This window comes from Campylobacter showae (genome assembly GCF_963515975.1).
In the GTDB taxonomy this organism is placed as follows: domain Bacteria; phylum Campylobacterota; class Campylobacteria; order Campylobacterales; family Campylobacteraceae; genus Campylobacter_A; species Campylobacter_A showae_F.
This window is the reverse complement of record NZ_CAUPZM010000006.1, coordinates 19,983-43,640: the sequence shown is the minus strand read 5'-3', so window position 1 is coordinate 43,640 and position 23,658 is coordinate 19,983. Positions and strand designations below refer to the sequence as shown.

Annotated in this window: 26 protein-coding genes; 23 read left to right on the top strand and 3 right to left on the bottom strand. The window is 40.7% G+C overall.

The genetic code is table 11. The features are described from left to right. Window positions 1–45: 45 nt before the first annotated feature. Window positions 46–1,683 (bottom strand): relaxase/mobilization nuclease domain-containing protein, encoded by a 1,638-nt coding sequence (locus RWM02_RS03320; RefSeq protein WP_122868559.1) that lies wholly within the window; start codon window positions 1,681–1,683, stop codon window positions 46–48. A 716-nt stretch (window positions 1,684–2,399) separates the two neighbouring features. Between RWM02_RS03320 and RWM02_RS03315 the strand changes: the two genes are divergently transcribed. The 22 genes from RWM02_RS03315 (at window position 2,400) to RWM02_RS03210 (ending at window position 20,673) form a co-directional block, all read left to right on the top strand. After that, window positions 2,400–2,714 (top strand): hypothetical protein, encoded by a 315-nt coding sequence (locus RWM02_RS03315; RefSeq protein ID WP_002952520.1) that lies wholly within the window; start codon window positions 2,400–2,402, stop codon window positions 2,712–2,714. Window positions 2,715–2,727: 13 nt separating this feature from the next. Next, window positions 2,728–2,970, top strand: a complete 243-nt coding sequence (locus tag RWM02_RS03310) for a hypothetical protein (protein WP_314069104.1) — start codon at window positions 2,728–2,730, stop codon at window positions 2,968–2,970. Between the two features lie 8 nt (window positions 2,971–2,978). After that, window positions 2,979–5,483, top strand: a complete 2,505-nt coding sequence (locus RWM02_RS03305; RefSeq protein ID WP_314069102.1) for a VirB4 family type IV secretion/conjugal transfer ATPase — start codon at window positions 2,979–2,981, stop codon at window positions 5,481–5,483. 2 nt (window positions 5,484–5,485) lie between these two features. Then, window positions 5,486–5,614 carry a hypothetical protein gene (locus tag RWM02_RS03300; protein WP_009495754.1) on the top strand — a complete coding sequence of 43 codons (129 nt, stop codon included), beginning with the start codon at window positions 5,486–5,488 and terminating at the stop codon, window positions 5,612–5,614. Then, window positions 5,615–6,265, top strand: a complete 651-nt coding sequence (locus tag RWM02_RS03295; protein ID WP_009495756.1) for a VirB8 family type IV secretion system protein — start codon at window positions 5,615–5,617, stop codon at window positions 6,263–6,265. Next, window positions 6,262–7,533: a TrbG/VirB9 family P-type conjugative transfer protein gene (locus RWM02_RS03290; RefSeq protein WP_021091927.1), complete on the top strand. Its 1,272-nt coding sequence runs from the start codon at window positions 6,262–6,264 to the stop codon at window positions 7,531–7,533. The genes RWM02_RS03295 and RWM02_RS03290 overlap by 4 nt, the downstream gene beginning before the upstream one ends. A gap of 1 nt (window position 7,534) precedes the next feature. Beyond that, window positions 7,535–8,731 (top strand): DNA type IV secretion system protein ComB10, encoded by a 1,197-nt coding sequence (locus RWM02_RS03285; protein ID WP_021091934.1) that lies wholly within the window; start codon window positions 7,535–7,537, stop codon window positions 8,729–8,731. An 11-nt stretch (window positions 8,732–8,742) separates the two neighbouring features. Then, window positions 8,743–8,955: a hypothetical protein gene (locus RWM02_RS03280; protein ID WP_002952528.1), complete on the top strand. Its 213-nt coding sequence runs from the start codon at window positions 8,743–8,745 to the stop codon at window positions 8,953–8,955. A 1-nt stretch (window position 8,956) separates the two neighbouring features. Next, a complete protein-coding gene (locus tag RWM02_RS03275) occupies window positions 8,957–9,904 on the top strand; it encodes an ATPase, T2SS/T4P/T4SS family (protein WP_002952532.1) in 948 nt (315 codons plus the stop codon). Then, window positions 9,901–10,311 (top strand): plasmid mobilization relaxosome protein MobC, encoded by a 411-nt coding sequence (locus RWM02_RS03270; protein ID WP_035167680.1) that lies wholly within the window; start codon window positions 9,901–9,903, stop codon window positions 10,309–10,311. The genes RWM02_RS03275 and RWM02_RS03270 overlap by 4 nt, the downstream gene beginning before the upstream one ends. Next, on the top strand, window positions 10,304–12,226 hold the full coding sequence (locus RWM02_RS03265; RefSeq protein WP_314069092.1) for a type IV secretory system conjugative DNA transfer family protein: 1,923 nt from the start codon (window positions 10,304–10,306) through the stop codon (window positions 12,224–12,226). Before RWM02_RS03270 ends, RWM02_RS03265 begins: the two co-directional genes overlap by 8 nt. 190 nt (window positions 12,227–12,416) lie before the next feature. Beyond that, window positions 12,417–12,611 carry a hypothetical protein gene (locus tag RWM02_RS03260; RefSeq protein ID WP_002952535.1) on the top strand — a complete coding sequence of 65 codons (195 nt, stop codon included), beginning with the start codon at window positions 12,417–12,419 and terminating at the stop codon, window positions 12,609–12,611. 40 nt (window positions 12,612–12,651) lie between these two features. Continuing rightward, window positions 12,652–13,503 carry an ArdC-like ssDNA-binding domain-containing protein gene (locus tag RWM02_RS03255; protein WP_021091913.1) on the top strand — a complete coding sequence of 284 codons (852 nt, stop codon included), beginning with the start codon at window positions 12,652–12,654 and terminating at the stop codon, window positions 13,501–13,503. A 55-nt stretch (window positions 13,504–13,558) separates the two neighbouring features. Continuing rightward, on the top strand, window positions 13,559–13,834 hold the full coding sequence (locus tag RWM02_RS03250; RefSeq protein ID WP_009495768.1) for a hypothetical protein: 276 nt from the start codon (window positions 13,559–13,561) through the stop codon (window positions 13,832–13,834). Window position 13,835: 1 nt separating this feature from the next. Further along, window positions 13,836–15,047, top strand: coding sequence for a type IV secretion system protein (locus tag RWM02_RS03245; protein WP_314069089.1), 1,212 nt, complete (start codon window positions 13,836–13,838; stop codon window positions 15,045–15,047). Between the two features lie 37 nt (window positions 15,048–15,084). Then, window positions 15,085–15,507, top strand: coding sequence for a single-stranded DNA-binding protein (gene ssb, locus RWM02_RS03240; protein WP_314069088.1), 423 nt, complete (start codon window positions 15,085–15,087; stop codon window positions 15,505–15,507). Window positions 15,508–15,527: 20 nt separating this feature from the next. Beyond that, window positions 15,528–17,480, top strand: coding sequence for a type IA DNA topoisomerase (locus RWM02_RS03235; RefSeq protein ID WP_314069087.1), 1,953 nt, complete (start codon window positions 15,528–15,530; stop codon window positions 17,478–17,480). 1 nt (window position 17,481) lies between these two features. Continuing rightward, the gene (locus RWM02_RS03230; RefSeq protein WP_122868565.1) at window positions 17,482–17,856 is read left to right on the top strand and encodes a hypothetical protein; all 375 of its coding nucleotides are present in this window, start codon (window positions 17,482–17,484) and stop codon (window positions 17,854–17,856) included. After that, window positions 17,853–18,857 carry an adenine-specific methyltransferase EcoRI family protein gene (locus RWM02_RS03225; RefSeq protein ID WP_314069086.1) on the top strand — a complete coding sequence of 335 codons (1,005 nt, stop codon included), beginning with the start codon at window positions 17,853–17,855 and terminating at the stop codon, window positions 18,855–18,857. The genes RWM02_RS03230 and RWM02_RS03225 overlap by 4 nt, the downstream gene beginning before the upstream one ends. Before the next feature lie 71 nt (window positions 18,858–18,928). Further along, entirely contained in the window at window positions 18,929–19,132 is a 204-nt protein-coding gene (locus RWM02_RS03220) for a hypothetical protein (RefSeq protein WP_021091930.1), read from the top strand. A 166-nt stretch (window positions 19,133–19,298) separates the two neighbouring features. Beyond that, window positions 19,299–19,952: an AAA family ATPase gene (locus RWM02_RS03215; RefSeq protein ID WP_002950345.1), complete on the top strand. Its 654-nt coding sequence runs from the start codon at window positions 19,299–19,301 to the stop codon at window positions 19,950–19,952. Window positions 19,953–20,106: 154 nt separating this feature from the next. Continuing rightward, window positions 20,107–20,673: a hypothetical protein gene (locus RWM02_RS03210; RefSeq protein WP_002950346.1), complete on the top strand. Its 567-nt coding sequence runs from the start codon at window positions 20,107–20,109 to the stop codon at window positions 20,671–20,673. Between the two features lie 133 nt (window positions 20,674–20,806). Here the strand turns inward: RWM02_RS03210 and RWM02_RS03205 are convergent, their stop codons facing one another. Then, a complete protein-coding gene (locus RWM02_RS03205; protein WP_002950347.1) occupies window positions 20,807–21,625 on the bottom strand; it encodes a replication initiation protein in 819 nt (272 codons plus the stop codon). Window positions 21,626–21,740: 115 nt separating this feature from the next. On the opposite strand from RWM02_RS03205, the gene argH reads away from it, so the two are divergent. Then, window positions 21,741–23,114, top strand: a complete 1,374-nt coding sequence (gene argH, locus RWM02_RS03200; protein ID WP_314069182.1) for an argininosuccinate lyase — start codon at window positions 21,741–21,743, stop codon at window positions 23,112–23,114. Between the two features lie 132 nt (window positions 23,115–23,246). On the opposite strand, the gene RWM02_RS03195 is transcribed toward argH, so the two are convergent. Beyond that, window positions 23,247–23,600, bottom strand: a complete 354-nt coding sequence (locus tag RWM02_RS03195) for a histidine triad nucleotide-binding protein (protein WP_122862652.1) — start codon at window positions 23,598–23,600, stop codon at window positions 23,247–23,249. Window positions 23,601–23,658: the final 58 nt, after the last annotated feature.

Here is a 23,658-nt window from a genome sequence, read left to right as displayed (position 1 = left end):
AATATAATTTTATTTTTAAATATTTTATTATTTCTTAAATATAATCTACTCTCGACCGCCAAGTTCATTATTAAATTTATTTTGATCCGCCGGGCGAGAACCCTGAGTTTTAGTCTTACCGGATCGTTCAGCCAAGACGTCTTTATAAAGCCTCTTTTCGTTTTTGATTTTTACTAGACGATCGTCAGGCTTAACGCCCAGCACCGATACGCCTTTAAAATATTCTTTGAACAAAAAACCGTCCTTATCGATTTTATCGCTATTTAAAAGCTTTTTGCCGACGTAGTCGAAGCGTTTTTGACAAATATCCGCGATAAATTCCTTATTGCTTTTTAGCCTTTTTTCAAAAGCGGTAGCCTCTTCGCCGATTATGCCCGAGTGCTGCAAGACGTAAAGGTTTTTATCTAAAATTTCAAGCTTTGCGGTTAATTTAAAAAGACTTTCGTTACGCCCGAGCATGCGAGTAACTAGCAGGCTATCCTCGAAATACTTCCTAGCCGCATCGTCCTCGCGGCCGCGATGAATAGCGATAGCGCGTCGCACTTTTTTATAATTTTCGACATCGGCCTTGCTCGCGCCCCTATTTTTCGGATAAATTTTATTGTAGTTGTAGCTAAAATTTTCAAGTAAATTTAGCCCTGCGGAGTGGTCTTTATAGTGAGCCAATCGCATCTCGTTAAGCTGCGTAGCTTGACTGGAAATTTTATTTATTTTGTCGATTTCAGATAGCACGGCCTTGCTCTTTTCTTTGATGACTCGGTTACTTTCTTTTAACTCACGAGCGAGCTTATACGCCCGTTTATTTCGCTTTTTAGTATAAAGCATAAAGAGCCGTAAGAGCTCTTCATTATCTTTTTTAAGCGCGGCAAGTTCGTTATTCATAGCTTCAATTCGCCCTGCCGTAGCGTCATAGCTTTGCTTATTTTTATCCTGCATTTTTGAATAATAGTCGTTTATTTTATCTTTTGCCGTATAGTCGTCCGCTTCCAGCTTCACGGCGGATTTTACTTTGTTAAATTCGAGCTTTAAATCCTTTTGCAAGAAATTTTTATTCTCGTATTTTAGCCCACGAGCTCCGAGAGAGTAAGCGAAATTCGTCCGCACGTCGTCAAAAAACTCTCTGATTTCGCTTCTGCTATCAAAGTGGATTTTTTTATTGGTAAAGCTATTTCGTTTATTTAAAACCACGTGCACGTGCGGATTATTCTGATGGGTGTGTAGCACGAAAGCATACTTGTGTCCGCTAAAATTTAGACCTAATACGTTATGTACACTCTCGCTCAAAGCTCTTAATTTTTGCTGATCGTCGCAAGGCTCGTTGATAGAAAAAATTAGATGCCACGCGTCCTTCGAGTTTGTATTATCGCCGAAATCCTTGCCCCAATCTTTTAAAACTTCATCGCTGCCTACTCTCTCCCCTTTTTCATTGATAGCCGCGCCGTCGAGAGAGTTTTTAAGAGCGTAGTCGATACAACGCTTGATGGAAGTTTTAGGCAAATTTGAAATCATCTTTACGACTGATTGCTTGGCAAAGTTATTTTTAGGAAAAGGAATATGCGAGCGAGAAAATCCTACGCCGCTTCCAAAAGAAACGTATTTATGCTCCGATTTTGCCGTACGAGTATAGCCGGCTCTGATAGCTTTTAGTTCTTCGAAAAACGCATCCCAATCGCGTCTTGCCAAATTCTCTCCCTTTTAAATTCTTAAAAAGTATTCATAGCTTTTAAAGATATTTGCAAAAGATGTTAGTGTAAGTAGCTTTAAGAAAAGATAATGCCAGAAGTAAGGCAGGATAACCGCCTTTATATATCACTTTTTTAAGTTTAGCCCATTTTACGGCGATAAAACGCCTAAAAATTGGGAAACTAAACTTAAAAAAGCTGTGATTTTCGGTAATTTTGCAACTACCGAAAATAAAATAAAACGCAGAGCATTTTATTTTTGAGAAAAAGCAAGTAGGTTTTAAAGGGGAAAGCGTAAAAAGAGCGCAAAAATATTTGAAAAGTTAGAACTATATTCGCAATGCGTAAAAATAAAACAAGAAAATTTTATTCGGATAAGCTTATGAACAAAATATAAGAAAGAATTAAAAATATCTAGCAAAAGTATTCAGAGATAAGCAAAACGAAACGGAAGAGAAAATTTTTAAAAGAATTTGTAAAATTTTTGAAAAGCGTAATTTTGTAAAAAGACTTTTTTAAAAAAATAATCGCAAAAAGCCTATAAAATAATCAATATGAAAAAGTAAAAAAGTAAATAAATACTTATAAAATTTTTAAAAGAATTGCTTGTATATCCTTTAAATCGCTATTCACAAAATCACTTTTACAAAATCTCGCTTTTCGAAAAATAGTATAGTGCTAGAAATCGAAAATATTCTAATCAAAAAGGAGCAAACAATGAGAGAAGTCTCAAAAAAGGCGAAAAGTATTTTTTACTTTTTAATGTTCTTGCCGTTTCATTTATTCGGAGCGGGCGGCCAAAACGTTTTAAAAACTTTGGAAACAAAGGCAAACGAACAAATCACTGAAGCCGGCAGTAGTGCCGCAAGCGTTATCAATACGGTAATCACCGTATTCGGTATTATTTGGGTCGTAGTATTCTTAACGATAATGTTCGTAAATATCGAGGCTTTAAAAAATAATATAAAATTGCTACTTGGTATCGCGATTATTCTTGGTATTGCATACGGCTTATCTGCCGCAGCAATGTAAAAGGTAAAAGCGAATGATAGTGACCGACTGCTATATGGACTTAACCAAAAGAACGAAAATCATAGGTCTAACAACCACGAGTCTATTCACGATTATAATCGCTGGATTTATCTCGTGGTTTATCTTGATTTTATATTCGCTAGCAGTCGTTGCTGTTTTATACTGCTTCTTCTTTATTTTAGAATTTTTTGATGAAGACATATACGATATCATCGGTTCTAAAATGAAAATATCGCAAAACAAATTTTATGCATAGGTTAGAAAATGGCTCGCGGAATAATAGGCGTAATCAAAGAGTGGAATCAAAACAAAAAGAAAGAAAAACTAAAAAGAGAGCTTGGCATTGACGTAAGCCAAGAAAAACCAAGCATTAAAAATAAAACGGAAAACGACGTTTTATCAAAAATCAATAAGATCAATAAAAAAGCGGATGAAATTTTAATGATAGCAGAACCGCAGATTTATACACTGGCAAAGGAAAACAACATCGCCTGCAAATACGGCGAGAATATAATAATCACCAAAGACGGCAACGCAAGTATAGCAGTAGAGCTAAAAGGGGTAAGCTACGCCGGAATCAGCCTAGACGACGAGACGGACTACCTTTTAAACCGCGTTATGTTTTTTACGACTTTGAAAGATGACGTAGAAATAAATTTAATCATCAAAAAAACAAAGCAAGACGACAAAGAATATACAGACAAAAATATAAATCCGTATGCGAACGAGATCATAAAAAAATGGGAAACCGATCAAGATATATACGCTATAAGATACTTTTTAATAATTTCTACGATGACGAAAAATATCACAGGACTACTGGAAAGCTTTAAAACCAAAATGACTAGCGAAGAGGGCGACGAAAGCAACGAAAGCGCAAAATTAAAGCAGAAAATCGAGCTTTTAAGCGATACGTTCTCGAACATCAAAAACTACTTCTCGATTTATCAGCCAAGACAACTAAGCGGCGATGAGATCATAAATTTTTATGCCACGTATTCAAACGCGAAAGAGACGAACCTTGCATATACGAATGAGCTGATCACAGATAGTTACATAAGCTCATACGTCGAATTTAAAAAAGACTACATAGAGTTTTACCGCAACGACGGCACGACCAAATACGCTAGATTTATCAGTGTAAAAGCCTACGAAACTGAGCAAATCAAGTCGATCATCACCTCAAATTTAATCAAAAGCAATAACGAATTTATGGCTATGATTTATCTAAAAGCCTACGAAAAGCGCAAGGCGATCAAGAAGATAAAGGACACCAAAGCGTTTGCGGTAGAGCTAGTCCGCCAAGAGCTAGATCAGTTAATGGAGCTAATCCAAGCCGACAGAGAAAATTTAGTGGAAACGAGCTTTTCGGTATATTGCCTAGCCAATAGCCTCAAAGAGCTGGAAAACCGCTCGAATGAGCTAAAAAATATCCTAGAAAATCAAGGATTAAATGTTGTCCGAGAAACGCTAAATCAAAAAGCCCTTTATTTTAGTTTCTTTCCTAGTCGCGGAAATTTAAACGCTAGAAAGAAAACGCTAAATATCAGCAACTTAGCCACGATCGCAAATTTTGAAAACGAAGTAACCGGATTTAACCAAAACGACTGGGGTGGCGAAGCGATAACGACATTTAAGCACCTAAACGGCACGCCGTATTTATTCAATTTTCACTGGCAGCCAGACGGCGATCGCCCAGCCGGGCATACGATGATAGTGGGCGGAACCGGAAGCGGAAAGACGACGCTGGCGCAATTTTTAATGACAAATTTATTTAAATACCCCATAGATATATTTGCAATGGATAAGCTGCGCGGTATGTATAACTTCACGAACTACGTAGACGGCGAATACCACGATAGCGAGAGCGACGGCTTTAAATTAAATCCGTTCAGTCTGGCTGACACAAACGAAAATAGAGACTTTTTAAAATCATGGCTGCGCTTTATGGCCGAAGTTAAAAACGACGAGCATGAAGCCATAAACGATATTAACAATACGATAGACCGTATATACGACATGAAGCAAGATGGTCAAACGCTAACGCTAAGCGATTTTATTATATCGCTTCCAAGCGACAATAACGAGAAATCAAGACTAAAAATCAGATTTGATAATTATAAGGGTTCGATATTCGACAACAAAGAAGACGCCCTAAATTTTACCAAGCAGCTATCAGTGTTAAATATGGATGGCATACTGCAAAACAAAAAAACCGCCGGACTTACGGCTATATATATTTTTCATAAACTAAAAAATAAAGCCAAAAATAGCGCGGATAAGCGCGGCTTCTTTTGCTTTATAGACGAGTTAAAGGATTATTTGCAGGATGAGACGATGCAAGAAAAAATCCTAGAAGCAATCCTGGAAGTTAGAAAAATCGGCGGAGTAATGTGTATGGGCTTTCAAAATATGAGCTTATTTAACAACATTGAGCGCGGCTCGTCTTTTTTGGACAATATCGCAAATTTTGTCATATTTCCGACCAATAGCGAAGAGACGCTGGCGGAGTTAAACGCGATGATAGGATTAACGCCGACGGAAGCCAAATTTTTAAAAGAGACAAACTCGAATGCGAGGCAAATATTGCTAAATATGAAATTAAGAAACGAGAGCGCAAAGCTAGATATAGATTTATCGAGGCTCGGAAGCTACTTGCGAGTATTCTCGTCAAGCTCGGACAACGTAATGCTTTTAAAGCAGCTTAAAAACGATAGCCCGATTCACTGGCGAAAACATTACATAGAATTTAAAGGGAAGAGGAGTTAAAGATGAAAAAGATTGCAATCATCATGGCGGCGTCGATACTAGCGGCGCTTTTAAGCGGATGCGCGGATAAACCTAGCAAAATAGAAAGAATAAGCCCCTGCGCTTGTTACGATTTTATAAAGGTGGGTTAAATGGCGTTTGAAGAGAGAAAGATCGACCCAAATTTTATTTTTAGAGCCGAAAGAAACATTAAAGCGTATATGTTTTATACGATCATAGCCCTCGCGGTCGTAAGCGTAAGTCTGGCGGTAGCAATAGCGCTTTTAACGCCGTTAAAGGAAACAAAGCCGGTTTTACTTAAATTTTCAGACGGCGACTCCCGCTTCGTGACTATAGACGATACGAGCCTAAATGTCCGCAGCAACGAAGAGCTGCTAAAAAGCATTTTAGCTGGATACGTTAAAAACAGAGAGATGATAAATCGCATAGACGATGTCGAGCGCTACAACGAGATACGCACGCAAAGCAGCAGGCAGGTATGGGAAGCGTTTCAAAGTTTAGTAAGCGATCCCAACTCGATTTATACGACTAAAAATTACTTCCGCAACATTCAAATTTTAAACGTAGCCGTTTTAAGTCAAAACGTAGCGACGGTCGACTTCCAGGCCGAGATCACGAATCCTACGCGCACCGAAGTAAGCTATAAAAAATACAGAAGCGCGATAGAGTACGACTTTCGCAACCAAAGCGGCACATACGCCGATACGATGAAAAATCCTACCGGTTTTATCGTAAGTAAATATCAAATAACGCAAATTTTGGACGAAAAGGGCTCAAAATGAGAAATTTAATAAAACTTTCGATCGTCTCGGCACTTGCTTTAAATTTAAGCGCGGCCGAGCCTCAAGAGGGACTAAGCGAAGAACAGATGAATCAAATCCGCGCCATTATGCGCCAAACTCAAGAGCTGGTAAACGAGCAGCAGCAAAACGGCTCTATGGGCGAAGATATATTTAACGATAAAAACAAAGACGTAAACAACAATATACAATCGAATTTTAAAATAAATCCGCTCGGACTATACAAACAAAGGCAGCAGCCGCAAGGGGCAAAATTTAACGACCCTAACGGCGGGCAAATTCCCGAACAAGACGTAATAGACTTCGGCGGTGAGCCCGATGGTTCGGATAGGCAGATAGGCAAAGACGAGCTGGAGCTTATGAAAAACGCCATCCGCAATCAAGATTTAAAGGCATTGCAGCAAAAATTTCACTCAAAGAAATACAGTGGATACGAAAATACGCAAGTAGTCAAATATCAGCCCGATAAAACCATCAAAATTCGCACGCGCCACGCAATGGCCACTACGCTGATATTTGATAGCGAGATAGATAATTTCGTGCTAGGCGACCAGACCGGCTTTAAAATAGAGCAAATCCCAAGCCAACCTAATGCTATCGCAATAATCCCGCAACTAATCGGCATCGATACTAGCCTAACGATTTTTACGGGTGATGGAAAAATCCATACCTTTTATATTTTTTCGACGGATTATAAAAATTCAAGCGACCCAAGCTTCATAGTTCGTATAAAAGACGGCGAAACGCAAAAAGCTAAGCTTGCTAAGCTTGAAGAGGATGGCAAGGAGTATTTAACAATAAAAGACGGCATAGCCGAGCTGAAAGTCAAAAAGAGCGATATTTACAGCGGATATACGCAAAAAGCCAAAAAAGAAAACGAGTGGCTGCTATCGGCTGAAATTTTTAGCGATAAGAAATTTACGTATTTTAAGTATTCCAAAGACGAAATGCCGCAAATCCCTACTATTTACGCAGTCATTGATAAACAAGATAGCCCGGTAGAAACGAGGGTAATAGGCGATTACATAATCGCAGAGACTATAAATCCGAAATTTACGATTAAAAGCGGCGATAGCTACGTATGCGTAGAACGCAAAGAAACGCAGGCCGAAAAACTAAGAAAAGAGATAAGAAAAAATTTAAACACAGATGAAGAGGCCGTAAAACAAAGACAAAAAGAGAATAGCAAAACAATAACGAAAAACCAAGAAAAATATAACGAATCCACAAAGAAAGCAAGAGGATTTTAGAATGAAAAAGGGGAAGAAAACGCTGCTTTTAAGCCTTGCGACGCTTAGTATAATTTCCTCTCCCCTTTTGGCGGAGGAAATTTTTAACGAGGCGGCCGGGCAAGAGCAGCAAGACGAGCAAATAAGAAATTTACAAAACCAAAAGAATCTGAATCATCTTTTTGAAAATTCAAAATTTCCGGTCGACGATTACATTTATAAAGCCGGAAAGAAAATGCCGAGCGAGGACGGGCAAAATTTAGGCGAAATTTTAAAGAAATTAGAAGAACTCGAAGCTAATAAAAAGCAATCCGGGCAGATCGCGCCAGGAGTGCCGGCCGCTACGCCCGAAGATATGACGAAAGAGCAAGAGCAGATGGCGCAGCGCGCTAGAGATAAACAAGAAGAGCTAAAAGCCAAGCAAGAGAGTCTAAAACAAGAAATAAGAAGAGACAACCAGGCCGCCTACGAAAACAAAATGCGCGAGCTAATAAGAGCTCAAATTTTAGCCAATCGCAACAACGAGATAAAAAACGTAAATCAAAACTCATTAAAATACGGCGCCGATGGCTTCTCAAATCAAAAAAGCCTAGATGTCAGCACGAATGAACACAGACTATACCGCACTATTAGAGCCGGGCGGCTGATCCCGGCAATTCTAACGAGCGCGATAAGTTCGGATTTGAGCGGAATAGTAACGGCTCAAATAGAGCAAGACATATATGCTGCTATGGGGCGAGCGGTGCTGATCCCTCGCGGAAGTAAAGTGATAGGCTTTTACACCAACGACACCAAAATCGGGCATGAAAGGCTGGAAATCAGGTGGCGCGAGATAATCACGCCGCAAGGCATTAATATAATGCTAACAGATGCAATGGCCGCCGATAATATGGGAATGAATGGAGTCGTAGGAGCGATAAATAATAAATATTGGGAACGCTACGGCATAGCCTACTCAATTTCAACGATTACGAACGCTTTGCTTTTAGGTATAGCCTCAAAAATGGGAAATTCAAACAACTCTTACGCCACCGAAATTTACTCAAATGCTAGAAGCGACGTAAGCAGCGTAGTGCAAGACATAATCCAGCAGCAAAGCCAAATCAAGCCAACCATAGAAATCAAAAGCGGAAGCCGTATATTTTTAGTGCCTACAAATCATATGTGGTTTGCAAAACCAAAAAACGGCGAAGTGATGATGCAATATTTTAACGATTAAAGGGAAAGCCGATGCAATACGAGCAAATCAAAAGCCAAGTTAAGACTGAGCTACAAAATAAAAAAGCAAACGATAGACTACTAAAACGCATAGCAAATCAGCTAAAAATTACCGAAAAGGCTGAGGCAAACGCTGCAAAAGAAAGGCAGAAGCTAGAAAAGCTAGTGCAAGAAAAAAACGATTTGGTAAGCACGAGCACAACAGAAGCAAGCCAAGAAGAGTAAAATGAGTGAAAGCATAATTTTAAATAATATTTTAGGCGTTTTAAAGCCGTATTTGACCCTGCGGGCAAACGAACTAATATTTAATCGGCCGTGCGAAATAAACATAGACTACGGCGACCACTGGGAAATAGTGCAAGACCCAAAGCTAGATATAAAATTTCTAAATAATTTTTTGATCGAGCTGGCCACTAGAAGAAATCAGCGCTTCGATGAAACGCATTGCCACCTTTCATGCGAACTGCCCGATCCGTTTTTACGTTACCGAGTCCAAGCGCAGCATAAATCAAGTCTGTTTAATAGCGATATCGCAATTTGTATAAGGATACCCAGCAAAGAGGCCTTTAAATTAGAAAGTTTTACCTTAAGTCAAAACGTGATAAACGAGGGCTGGACTTATGAAAAAATCAAAGAGCTGATCCGGGATAAGAAAAACGTACTTTTAAGCGGCGGAACGGGAAGCGGGAAGACCAGCTTTTTAAACTCGTTAATGGGAGAAATAGACCCGGGCGAGCGAGTAGTCACCATAGAGGACAGCCAAGAGCTTAGGGTAGAAAACGTAAATAAAACGCAGCTGGCCGTACCCAAAATCGCCACCGAAATTTACAGCTATCAGGTAGCGATCGATAATGCGATGCGCTTACGACCCGATAGGCTATTTTTAGGCGAGATAGACATCCGCAATACCTTTTCGTTTTTAAGGGTAAACAATACCGGGCATGCCGGAAATTTAAGTACCTTGCACGCAAATAATCCCAAAGACGCCATAAAGGCCATTAAAACCAATATTATTTTAGGAGGTGGCCTATCAAGCGTGGACGATCGCATGCTAGATAGCCTTATCGTTACGGCGATCGATTACATTATCCAAATAGCTAGGGTTAAAAATCAAAGAGTCGTGACGGATATCTTAAATTTAAAAGAACTGGACATTGCAAAGATCGTAGCATGAGAAAAGTAGCCGCACATTTTATATACTTTACCGAAGCCGACGCAAGGGTACTAAAACGCATATCTCAAAGACGCAATGAAAGTAAATCGGCAGTAGTTCGAAAGTTGATACATGTAGAAAAATACGCTGATGTGCTAGAACAGATAGAAACGAACAACGAAATAATAAGCGAATTCTTACGAGAATTCGGTCGCTTGGGTGTAAATTTAAATCAGATTGCCTATCATCTAAATGCAAACATTACCGGCCCAGAAGAAGCCAAAAACGACCTAGAAAAAAATATGCGGGGCTTCGCAATAGTCATAAAAGAATTAAGCGCAAAAATGGAAGATTTAAAAATAAAAATAGATGTCAAACATACTAAAACGCCGAGCAATGAGGAGGCAAAAGGGGAGGAAAATGGATAGTTCAAAAGAATTTACCGCTAAAAGATGGGCTTGGGCTTTCTTCGTTTCGCTCATAATGGGCGTAGTGCTATATTTGGCGGTAGTCAAGGTTATTTTTAATCCGGATTTGATAAAAGTACCCGCAGTGGCGTATAAAATTTTAATAAATATAGGCGCGCCGACGCTAAAATTAAAGGCTTACGTTGCATTATTTACGCTGATCGCCCCGTTTTTGGTAGTCTTTACGTGGTGGCTATTGCCGTATTTTAGAGACGGCGAAGATTATGGCTCAGCAAGGTTTGCGACGCCCGAAGACTTCCCTAAAATGAATATAAACTATAAAAACGGCTTGGTGCTAGGATGTCACAATATAGATAGCGATAATCCGCAGTTTTTAAGGGCTACGCAGCCGCTCTCAACGCTAGTGGTAGCGCCTCCTGGAAGCGGTAAAACGGCGGGTATGATCATTCCAAATTTACTAAGCGTACCGGCTTCTTGCGTAACGCTAGATATCAAAGGCGAACTATATAAAAAAACAGCCGGGTATAGGCAAAAATATTTTAACAACGAAATTCAGCTATTCTCCCCTTTTAGCTGGGATAATACGCTATTTTTTAACCCGTTCGATCGTTCAATCGTTAAAGACATGGAGTATATACATATCAAAAAATTGGCCGAGCAGATAGCTTCTACCATTTTCGTAGGCGAAAAAGGCAGTGAAAACGATCACTGGATAAAATCGGCAAGAACGATGTTTGTATTTTTCGCCGAATACTTTATGCAAAAAGACAAACACGCTACGCTAGCCCAACTTGCACAAGCTCCAAAAGCCGATTATTTCGAGTATTTGGACGAAAAATTCGGCGAAGAGGCAATGAAAGAGATAGACGAGGACGACCCGGACAAAGAAAGAGAGAGAGACTATGACGTAGATACTTTTAAAATTTGGCTAAAACAGACAAGCTTTGACGAAGGTATCGACGAAAGCACGAGAAATCAGGCTAGAGCGTATGCAAGAGCCGCAGATAATGAATTTGCAAGCATAAAATCGACATACGATACGTTTATGACGGTTTTTAGCAATCCACAAGTAGCCAACGCAACCAGCAAGATGAGCTTTACGTTCGAGGATTTAAGAGCGAAAAGAATATCAATGTACGTAGTCGTTCAAACCGAAGATATCGAAATTTTAGCTCCTTTAATTCGTATTTTTATAGAAACATTATTTAAGAAATTAATGAGCGGAGAAGAGTGCAGCGATCCCGAGAGATTTATATACTTTTTCGGGGATGAGTTCGTGCGCTTCGGCAAGATGCCGTTTTTATTAGAAGCCCCCGCACTTTGCAGAAGCTATGGACTTTTACCGGTTTTCGTTACGCAAAGCTACGAGCAGATCAAAAAATACTACGGTGAAGACGATATGAATATCGTAAAAAATAACAGCGGATATCACGTAATTTTTAACATGAATAGTGACAAAGACGCAGAGGATACGAGCAAGTTAATCGGCGACTACACAAATATCAAAATCAGCAAATCGCAAGGTAATATGGAGCTGTTTAAAAGCAATATCTCAAAGAGCAAAGAAGCCAAAAAGCTAGTAACTGCCCAAGATTTGAAAAATCAAGATAGTAGCGATATTTTAATTCTCGTTAAAGGCTTTTACAAGATGCCCATCAAGGCAAAAGTACCTTATTGGTTCAAGATGGCACAGTGGAAAGGGGCGGATAAGCTAGAAGTTGAGGCAAAGGACGACCAAAGCGAAGCTGCCGTCAAGCAAGACGCCTATACGGCCAAAAAAGGGGGCGAAAAAGAGGCAAAAGGCGAAGTAAATACGGCACAAAACGACTCAAGCGAGATCAAGCCTGCGGATGATAAAAGACAACAAAGAGACGAGCTGCTAAAAGCTCTAAAAATTAAAGTGGATAGGGAGTAAAATTTTATAAATTTTTATAATAAATTTAGCAAAAAATTTAAAAATATAATATTTTTATTTTTGCTAAATTTAAATTATATGTAATTTTATTTTTAGATGTTTTATTATTTTTTAAGAGCTCTAATCTAAATTTTTATCAAAGATTTAAATTAGAGCTCAAAGCTCTAAAATCTACCCTAAGGAGTAAGCAATGACCTATGCAGAAAAGCAAGAGCAAGAAAAAGCATACAAAGAGTATGAGAAAAATCTTGCCGAGCGATTTGCGACAAGCGAAGACGGTGAGTTTGAAATCAGCGACGGCGAGAGCAAGGAATGGGAATATTTAAATAAGTCCCACCAAAGCATGGAGGTCGCCGATCAAGACGAGCCCAATACCGACTCATAGCCCAAAAGCTATGAGTAAACGACAGACGTAAGGATAAAAAATGGCAACGGAACAAGAGAAAAAGAGTTGGGAGCAGATGAGTAATGCCGAGAAAAAAGAGAGCTTCGATAAATATATGAAGTATAAACTTTTTGAAGCTCATAAGACCGCAAAAGCGGATTGGCAAAGGGATATGAGCAAGGAAGAGGTGGATAACACCATGCCTTACAACGCCTTAACCGGCAAAACGTATTCAAGAGAGACCAGCATGCTTTTAAGGGCGGAGATGGCCATAAAAGGCTACGACAAGGCTCAATTCGTAACGATGGAGCAAGGCAACGCGATGGGCGGGGTGCTAAAGCTCAAACACGACGAGCAAACCGGCGAAATTTTAAAAACCAAAAACGGCCTACAAGCGAGAGTGGATGGCGTTAAAATGCTTTATATCGCAGATCACGAGCTAAGGCCAAAACTGGACAAAGACGGCAAAGAGGTTATAGCAGCAGTCAAAGACAAAGACGGCAACGTTAGACTCGATGAAAATACCGGCAAGGCGATCACGTACGTAGTCAAGGAAAAAATCCCGATAAAGCCGCGATTGGAGACGAAAACGCTCTATCACGTAAGTCAATTCGACGGGCTAAACGAAGAAAAAATCAAGGAGCGGGATCTAACTGCCATCCAAAACTACCGAGAGGCGGCCAAGAACCAAGCATACGAAGTCAGAATAGACTACAGCAAGACATTGGGGATAGGCGGAAATTTAGCAAAGCAGCTAGACAACCTAACTATGGCTCAAATCAAAGGCGTAGACTACTATAACCCGGCACAAAGGCTTGATATGTCCAAAGAAGCTGAGAAAGCTAAAAAGCTGACTAGGCAAAAAGATAAGGGCATGGAACAAGGCAGGTAAGCTAAACCAAGCTTAGGGTAGACGGGGCGAAAGCCCCGAATTTAAAGGAATTAAAATGTTATTTGAATTTTTGAATTTTTTAGGAGTCGGCGACGGAATGACCGCCAAAAAGCAACCGATAAGCGCGGATGATGTAAGTATAAAAGAGGGAGCTGAAGAGTTTATCATCGAGATGCAAAGCCCGTATTTTCAAGAGGAGATCACGACAGAGACGATAATGAAAGACGGCAAAAAAATAGAAATCAAAAAGATAAAAATCTCAGAGCCGCTAGATAACAATAAAGCACTAATATCGATAAAAACCTATAAAAAAGATATAACGAGAGCATAAAATGGCACAGCAGCAAGTAGCAAAAACGCTTTTAACAGATAGCAATTGGATAAACAAGACTCAAGCAGTTATGCAAGAAAACGTGATGAGTTTATTTGAAAAATTTTATCAAGGAGCTCACGATTTAGTTTATTCGACCGCCACGACGACGATCGTAATCTTAATAGTCGTATTTTGGCTGTTGGATAAGCTAAAAAACGGCTATCCGACGCGAGAGGAGACGTTTAACGCTATAAAATATATAATCAAGCTTTGCTTTATTTTTGCCGTTCTTAGCTCATTTGGCGCATATACCGGCGCCCTATACATCCTAACCATACCTGAAAATATGATAACCGCGACTGTAAGCTCGATTTTTCAGAGTCAAGATTTCGGAACAATCGTGACGGAATCGGCCAATAGAGTGGATAATTTAAGGGCTTTAATGTGGGAATATGGAACCAAGACCTATTTAAAATCGCAAGAATGGTCTATGTTGGGATTAAGTTTTAATGGCCCGACGGATTACATAATGGCAAGCGTCGTAACGGCATTTTTAATGATCCCATTTTGGATATTTTACCTAGTATTTTTTATTCTACTAATCGGCATTACGATCGTTATATTTTTTAGTAAATTCGTAGCGTTTTTGATATTAAGCACGCTGCCATTGGTGCTGCCGTTTTTGATTACGCCGCGCTTTTTGCCGTATTTATGGAGCTGGTACAAGTTATATCTATCATACGCCATAATAGCTCCTTTGGCATTTATAGCCCTAAATTTAGCAATGAATCCGATCATAGAGCTTGAGAAATATCAAAACGTCATAGGTGAATTATTTATAAAGCAGTTTGAATACTTGATAACCGGTGCGATCACTTGCATAACTGCGCTTTTCATAATCAGAAAAATACCAAATTGGATAAATGCGGTACTAGGAACACAGATGGAAAGCGGAGCAGGCGGAGTAGTGGCAGGCGCGGTAGCAGGCGGCATAGCCGGAAAGACTTTGCTGGGCGGACTAGCTAGAAAAGCGACCGGCGGCAGCTTTATCGGCGGAGCGTTGCAAAGCTTCGGCAAGGCCACCGGCGGAAATGCGGTAGGACAAATCACGAAAGCCGGAATAGGTGCAAGCGTAAATCTTGGAAAAGATATAGGCAAGGGCACGAAAATGCTAGGAAAAGGCGTATATGATGCTTATAAAGTATTTCGCGGCGGATACGCGGTGCCATAAGGCTAAAATTTAGAAAATTCTTTTAAAAGGGGTAAAAATGTTCGCACAAACTACGATCATAGGAAATTTAACCAAAGATATAGAGCTCAGATACACGGCAAGTGGTATGGCCATAGGCAATACCGCAATAGCCTCGACACACAAATTTAATGCGGCAAACGGCGAGAAGCGGGAAGAGACGTGCTTTATAGACGTAACTTTTATGGGTAAAAGCGCGGAAATAGCCAATCAGTACCTGGCTAAGGGTTCAAGGATATTTATCGAAGGGCGGTTGAAATTTGACCGATGGACGGACAATAACGGACAAAACAGAAGCAAGCATAGCGTAGTCGTCGATAAGATGATAATGCTCGATACCAAAGATAGGCAAGAAATCGGGCAAAACGAGCAAAACCATTCTGCGTCGCAGATAGACAATGAATATATCGATAACGCGCAAGATGCGCCGTTTGAGCAATAAATTTAACTAAGGAGCGAAAAATGAGCAATGCCGTAATCATCATTGAAAGCCCAAACAAGTGCGACAAGATAGAACATATAACCGGCGCAAAGGTTTATGCTACCAAAGGACATTTTAAAGAGCTTGCAAAGGAGATAGTGGCCGATTATACCGGCTATGAGCCGATATTTGAGATGAAAGAGCAAAGCAAGCATAGAATGAACGAAATTTTTAACGATTGCAAAGGTAAGGACGTCATCATAGCTACCGACCCGGACAGAGAGGGATACGGCATCGGCTACATGGTTTACGAGACGATTAAAAATATCGCCAAAAGCGTAAAGCGCGCCGAGTTTCACGAAATAACCGAAAGCGGCATCAAAAAAGGGCTAGATAAAGCCGTGCCGTTTGCAAGCTCAAATTTAAAGGAATTCGATAGCTTTAAAGCACGAGCGGTAGGCGATAAGCTGGTGGGCTTTATCATGTCGCCCGCTTACATCAACAAGCTCAATGATAAAAATTTATCCGTCGGCAGGGTTCAAACGCCGGCACTCGCCCTGATCGTAAAAAGAGAGCTTGAAATAAAAGAGTTTTTAGCAAGCTCGGCATCAAAACAGATCGACTACAAAATCAAAGCAAAGCTAAAAACGAGGAGCGGCGTAGAATTTACGGCCGTAAACGATAATATTTTTAGCTCAAAGGACGAAGCGAACGCAAAAATCGCCGAACTTGGCGGTAGCATGGCGAAAGTATATCAAATAGATACGAAACAAAGCCAAATAAAGCCGCAAGCTCCGTTTAGAACCAGCCAAATGCAAGAAGCGGCGAATAAGAGGCTGGGGTTTAGCTCGGATAAAACCATGAGCCTAGCTCAAAAGCTATTCGAAAAAGGTCTTATAACGTATCATAGAACCGACAGCAACACTATATCGGACGAGTTTATAAACGAAGTAGAAGCTAAATTTAAAGGGGAGGAGTGGTACGAGAAAAAAATATATAAAGCCGGCAGCCAAAGTCAAGCCGAAGCCCACGAAGCGATCCGTATAAGCCACGTGCATGGTTACGGCGAGATAGATGAGATCGCCGGGCGCGAAAGCCTAAGCGACGACGAAAAATCGCTTTATGAGCTCATTTTTCTAAATTCAGTCCTAAGCCAAGCCAAAAATGCCGTAAACGAGAACAAAACATACGACATAGACGTCAAGGCTCTAAGCTTTAAGGCCAAGACCGGCAAATGCATTTATAAAGGCTTTAAGGGGGCTTTGAAAGAGCAAGCGGACGATGAAGACGAACAAGATAAAGACGTAGCCCAAATAGAGCTAAATTTAAATCAAGGCGACGAAGTCGAGGTGTTGGGCTTCGAGCTGCAAGAGGTTAAAAAGCAAGCTCCGCAGCACTACAAGGAAAGCAATTTTATCTCCCTTTTAGAAAAAGAGGGCATCGGTAGGCCAAGCACGTATGCTACGTTTCTGCCTACGCTTTTAAAGCGGGAATTCGTAGTTATCGAGACCAAAGGCAAAAATCAAAACATAGTGGCCACCGGTAAAGGGATAAGTTTCATCGAAAGTGTTAAGGCAGATGACGAGTGGATCACGCAAAGCGAATTTACAAAGCAAATGGAAGGCGTGCTAGACGAGATAAGCGACGGCAAAGTAAATTATCTCGATTTTATAAAGCCGCTGCACGAGAAAATGGGCTTTAAAGAGCTAAATAGCGGTGAGACCAAACCTCCGAGCGAAGCCCAGCTAAATTTTGCGAAAAGTATAGCTTCGGATTTAAAAATAGCATTGCCGAACGGCATAGAAGCAGACTGGAAAATTTGCTCGGATTTTATAAATAAAAATAAAGATAAAGCCATCCGCCCGCCGAGCGACAAACAAATCAAACTAGCGCAAGATCTAGCAAAAGACAAAAAGCTGGAGCTACCCAAAGGTTACGACACCGATCTGAAAATTTGTAAGGCGTTTATAGAAAAGGCATTGAAGAGGAAATAACATGGTTGTGGACAACACCGAAATCTTTTTTCGTGTTTGCCGTAAAGCGACAATCGATAAAGAGCAAGATATAGCCGGGATTTATTTCGGTAAAAAATATAAGGATACGTTAAACCCTGTATTTTTTGATATTTTTAAAAAATACAGGAGAAACTTAGAAAGTCGTTATGAGTGTATTATCGGCAAAGATGAATTTATATGCTTTGCAACGAAAAATAAGAAAAAATTTATTAAAGAGTTTGGTAGCGTACGTTCAGAACTCATTTCATTTTTAGAGCCTTATTTAAATGATCCAGAAGCTGATTGTTTTGAAATTTGCTTTTTAAAATCGTATTTCGATACAAAAAGCAAAACGGAACAAAAAGGGAAAGAATGAGCCAAATTTCAACCCAAAACGAGCTGGTCGGGCAAGGCTGGATGGCGGATAAAGAAAAGAGAGCCAATGTATATTTTATGAAAGCCAAATACGAGATCGACGACGAGTTTTATACTAGCTTTGACGAGATCAGAGAAGAGCTGCAAGATTACAAAGCGCACTTTAAAGACAAAATCGTGATCTGCCCGTGCAATGACGGCAAAAATAGCAACTTTTATAGGTATTTCGCCTTAAATTTTAAAACTTTGGAGCTAAAAAAGCTGATTACGACGACGTTTAACATCAACGAGCTAAACTCGAAAGGCACGAAAATAGAGATCACGAGTGACGGCATGAGCGAAACACAGTTGCGCGGTCGGGGCGACTTTCGCAGCGACGAAGTAAAGGAGATAATCGCGCAGGCCGACATCGTCGTAACCAATCCGCCCTTCTCCCTTTTTAGAGAGCTTATAGATATAGCCCAAAGCGGTCAAAAGAAATTTTTAATCGTAGGCGGAACGTATTCGATTACCTATAAAAAGATATTTGAGCTATACAAAAATAACCAAATTTGGCTAGGAAATCACCAAGTAAATATTTTTACTCGCCCGGACGGCAGCAAAAAGCGATTTAGCAACGTATCGTGGTTTACGAATTTAAAAAGCACAAAGCATCAAACCGGCGTAAGACTAATGAAGAAATATAAAGGCAATGAGCACGAATATCCGGAATACGATAACTACAAAATCATAGAAGTGACCAATTATAAAAACATACCAATCGACTATGATGGCATAATCGGCGTGCCCCTTACGTTCTTTTTACGACACAACCCTGCGCAGTTTCATATATTAGGCTGCGATTTTGAGATCAAGGAAAAATACCCCGAGCTAGTCAAACAAGACTATGCCCAAAGCAACACGAAATCGGCCGTCCTAAACGGACAAGAACTATTTACCAGGATAATAATTCAGCGAATCAACGGCCTTAAACCGAGAACTAGGCTAATAAATCAAATTTAGGGAGCAAATTTATTAAAATCATGAAGAAGTCAAAGAAAACAGAACTATTTAACAGCCCCGCCAAGCGATTTATGTGGGTATTTTTAGCCATAAATTTGCTAGGCTTTGGCACGAATGCAGTTTTATATTTCTTAAAACTACCCAATAAGGTGGAAACAATCCTAAACGCGGACGCGTTCTTTATAACGCTAGCCGCAATCTGCTACATCGCATTTAACGCAATGCTTTATTTTATCATAAAAATGCACTTCTTACTATCGACTAGAAAAGAGTAGAAATTTATAAAATCTTATTGCTATTTTTATGTAATTTTATTTAAAATATATCTTATATTTTTTATTATATTTTATAAGATATTATTTTAACAATATATATTTTATTATTTATTAAGTTTAAGGCGATATAATCATTTTAAATTTTTACGCAAACAAAGGAGAGATGATGATAGTATCGATCTGCAACGAAAAAGGCGGTAGCGGAAAAAGTACGCTTGCCACGAACATAGCCATAAATCAAGGCATGGTAAAAGGCGAGTCGCTTTTGCTGCTGGATACCGACCCGCAAAAGTCGATCGCCACGTTTTTAAATATACGAAACGAAGAGGGGCATCCAAAGGCATTTGATTTTGCTTACAAATACGGCGAAAATTTAAAGGAATTTCTGCAAAACGTAGATCGCGGCAAAGACATAGTCGTAGACACGGGCGGCCGAGATAGCAGAGAGATGCGAATAGCCATCGCTCTAAGCGACATCGTGATAATCCCGACCATTCCAAGCCAGTTTGACGTAAGCGTCCTAGACAAAATGGTCAATATCGTAAAAATGGCCAAAGAGCAAAACGAAAAGCTGCAAGCCTATATTGTAATAAACCGAGCCTCGACCAACCCGTTTTTATACAAGAAAATAGACAGCCTGAAAGCATTTATCGAGGAGCTTCAAGAGGATTACATAAGGCTAGCGGGCACGATCATATTTGAGCGCGAGCGCTACAAAATAGCCACACAACTAGGCTACGGCGTAGTCGAGATGAATGACGGCAACAAGGCGGAGCAAGAAATCAAAAACTTATGCGAAGAGATATTTTTAAAAGGGTAAAAAATAAGCATTTTATCGTTTTTTTAGTATAAATTTAGGAAATTTATTATTTTTAGTTTTGCGAAAAATTAAAAATAATGCTATCTTAATTTTTAATATTTTATTTTTTATTAAGATTAAGAGATTAGAATTTTAAAAAATAAAAGGGAAGAAAATGGACTTTAAAAGAGCAAGCAACTCTACGGACAAGCTAGAGGAATTTATAGCTGGGGCGGACACACAAAAAGAAGCGCCGGCAAAAAAGAGCAAAGTGGCGATAGGGACGAAATTCTCAAAGGAACTGGCCGTAAAAATACGAAAAAAATATCCGACGTATACGCTGGCCAAATTTATAGAGCTTGCCCTAACGACGCCGATACCGCATATAAAAGACGATGTGCTGATAACAATTTATGATCAGGCCAAATGGTTCAACACCAGCATGAGCGAGTTTGTGCGGTTTAAAATGGGGCTTATCGAGGCGCCGCAGCCAAACGATCCAAAGGACGTGCAGCATATAAAAAATTATATCGTATTCGTAAGTGATTCCAAGAAAGAGAAAATAAGGCAGATCGCAGAGAGTCTAGAAGTAAGCATCCTGACGTATTCAGACGTTAAAATTTTAGCCACATACGAGCTAAAGGATATTTTTACCTTTGACGAACTGATGCAGTTTAAAGCCGAAGCGAACAACTACGACCTAGATACGGACGAATACATCGCTATGAGAATAAGAGGATAGCGCAGAACCCGGCAATTTATTTGTACCGGGAATGCATTGTTTTAAAATAATTTTAAGTCCCTAGAAGCCCTGTAAGCGACGATAAGGATCAAAGCAATAGGGTTATGCGCCTAAAGCGACAAGAGGCGCAGTTTTAAGCCCCTATTCTTTCTGATTTTTCATTCAAAATAAATTTGAACGAGTAGCCGACCACCGCTTTTTTATTGCCGTCAGCTATTCTTTTCTCAAAAAGAAGTTTTTTGAAATAGCTTTCATTTAATTCGTTTATAGACGGATTAATTACAAAGCGATCCAAATCGGAAGCGTTATATTTAGCCGGTGCACTCATAAATCTTTCAAAGTCGTCTCTATTAAAATTTACACACTTAAAGCCGTCTTTATCGGCTTTTACGTTTTCGTATTGATGCAGGAGTCGATATAAAGTCTTGGCAAATTTGCCCTTAATCGCAACAAAGTCGTTTAAATCTATTTTCATAAATTTAAGGGTACTGAATAAAATCTCAAGAGCAACCGGGTTTAATCTAAAACTTAATGATTGCTTATTTCTAAAAATCCGAATATCCGTAAAAAATACGCCTACGGTAGTTATTTCATCATCTTCGGTAATTTCGACACTCCTATAGATGGCAGCGCCGTCTTGCCCTAGAACTTTGGCTCTAAAATTCTTTACTTCATCGTTAAATCTGGTTTTATTCAGGCCGGACGGCATAAATCTACAAATTTCAGAGTAAGGCATTTCAATAAATTTGGCATTTTCAACATAGCCCATCTGCTTTGCATACCAGCAGATCGTAAAGAAAATATCATAATCCCTAGCCGTGAAATTAACCGGGAATAACACAGAGTTCATTTTGTTTCGAAAGACAAGCGTGCCGCTCTTTTCGGCTTTAACAACTCTACTGGCTTTTAACACGAAATCACCTTCCTCAAAATAGAAAGAAATTTCACTCATGTCTATACCTCGCAGTTTAAAGATTTAACTGCTATAATAGAGTAAATTTAATGTGTTGCGACTTAAATTTTATAAAATCACCGAAAATTTAAACGAAGGAGCGAGCGTGAAAAAAATGTGGGAGGGGCGCTTTAGCGAGGCGAGTTCGGCGCTTTTGGAGGAGTTTAACGCCTCGATCGGCTTTGATAGGGCGCTTTGGCAGGAGGATATCGCGGGCAGCAAAGCTCACGCTCGGATGCTCGGCGCCTGCGGGATTTTAAAGCCTGAGGAGAGCGAAAAGATCGTCGCGGGGCTTGATGCCGTGTTTGAGGAGATAAAAAGCGGTAAATTTGAGTTTAAAACCGCCGACGAGGACATCCATATGGCGGTCGAAAAGCGCCTAAGCGAGCTCATCGGAAGCGATCTTGGAGGCAGGCTACACACGGCGCGCAGCAGAAACGATCAGGTCGCGCTCGATTTTCGCCTCTACGTGCTTAAAAGCGGCGCTCAGGTTGCCGAAAAGATCCGCGAATTAGTCGCTGCGTTGCGAGATATCGCAAGCAGGCACACGGACACGCTGATGCCCGGCTACACGCACCTTCAACACGCTCAGCCAGTGAGCCTTGCGTACCATCTGCTAGCTTATGCGTTTATGTTTCGTCGCGACTACGAGCGCTTTGCCAGCTCGCGCGAGCGAAATAACCTCTGTCCGCTGGGCTCCGCCGCTCTTGCGGGCACGCCGCACCCTATAAACCGCGAGTCGGTCGCGCAGCAGCTAGGCTTTGCAGGAGTGACGCCAAACGCGATGGATAGCGTGAGCGACCGCGACTATGCGCTGGAGATTTTATTTAACATTAGCGTTTTCATGACGCACGCTTCTAGGCTTTGCGAGGAGCTCATACTCTGGAGCTCGCAGGAATTTGGCTTTGTAAGCATTAGCGATGCTTATAGCACTGGCAGCTCCATCATGCCTCAAAAGAAAAATCCAGACGTCGCTGAGCTAATCCGCGGCAAAACGGGGCGCGTAAACGGCAATCTCGTCGCGCTACTAACGGTGATGAAGGGCTTGCCGCTAGCTTACAACAAGGACATGCAGGAGGATAAGGAGGGGGTTTTTGATAGCGTCGCCACCGCGCTTGCGAGCCTTGAAATCTTAAAACAGATGCTAAAAACGGCTAAATTTAACGAGCAAAATATGCTCGCGATGACGCGCCGCGGGCATCTCACGGCGACCGATCTGGCGGACTATCTCGTGCGGGAGAAAAACGTGCCGTTTCGCCGGGCGCACTTCATCACGGGCAAAGCCGTGGCGTATGCGGAAAATTTGGGCTTGGATTTAAGCGAGCTAAATGCGCAGCAGCTTGCAAGCGTGGATGAAAGCTTGGGCGGTGACGCGGTTAAATTTCTTGATCTAAACGCTTCTAAAGAGGCGCGCAAGTCGCAAGGAGGTACGGCAAATGAGAGCGTCGCGGCGCAGATTGAAATTTTAAACGGGTGGCTGAAAGGGTAAATTTAAGGAGTCAAATTTGACCGCTCGACTTAGCAAAAGCGGCGGTCTTTTTAGAGATTTAGCGAGCTTGCCGAGCTTGCAGTCGGCTCGCTAAGTAAAATTTACACTCAAATTTGGGCGTAAATTTGAAATTTAAAACGTGCTTTGCGGATCGGTTGCGGTATCAACCCAGCCCAGCTTTGCTCCGGCTAGTAGGTGAAAGTGCAGGTGCATGACCTCTTGGCCGCCGTTTTCGCCGCAGTTCGTCACTAGGCGGTATCCGCTCTTATCCACGCCCATCAGCACCGCGACCTCTTGGATAAATTTCGTCATCTCGCCCATCAGCACCCCGTCCATCTCCTGGAAATTTTCAAAGTGTTTTTTCGGGATAATCAAAATATGAATCGGAGCCTTTGGATTTATGTCGTTAAAGGCTAGGAATTTGTCGTTTTCTAGTACTTTGTTGCAAGGTATCTCGCCCGCTACGATTTTTTCGAATATCGTCATGATTTTCTCCTGGTTAAAATTTGGCTTAATTATAACAAGTAAAAGTTAAAATTTCCCG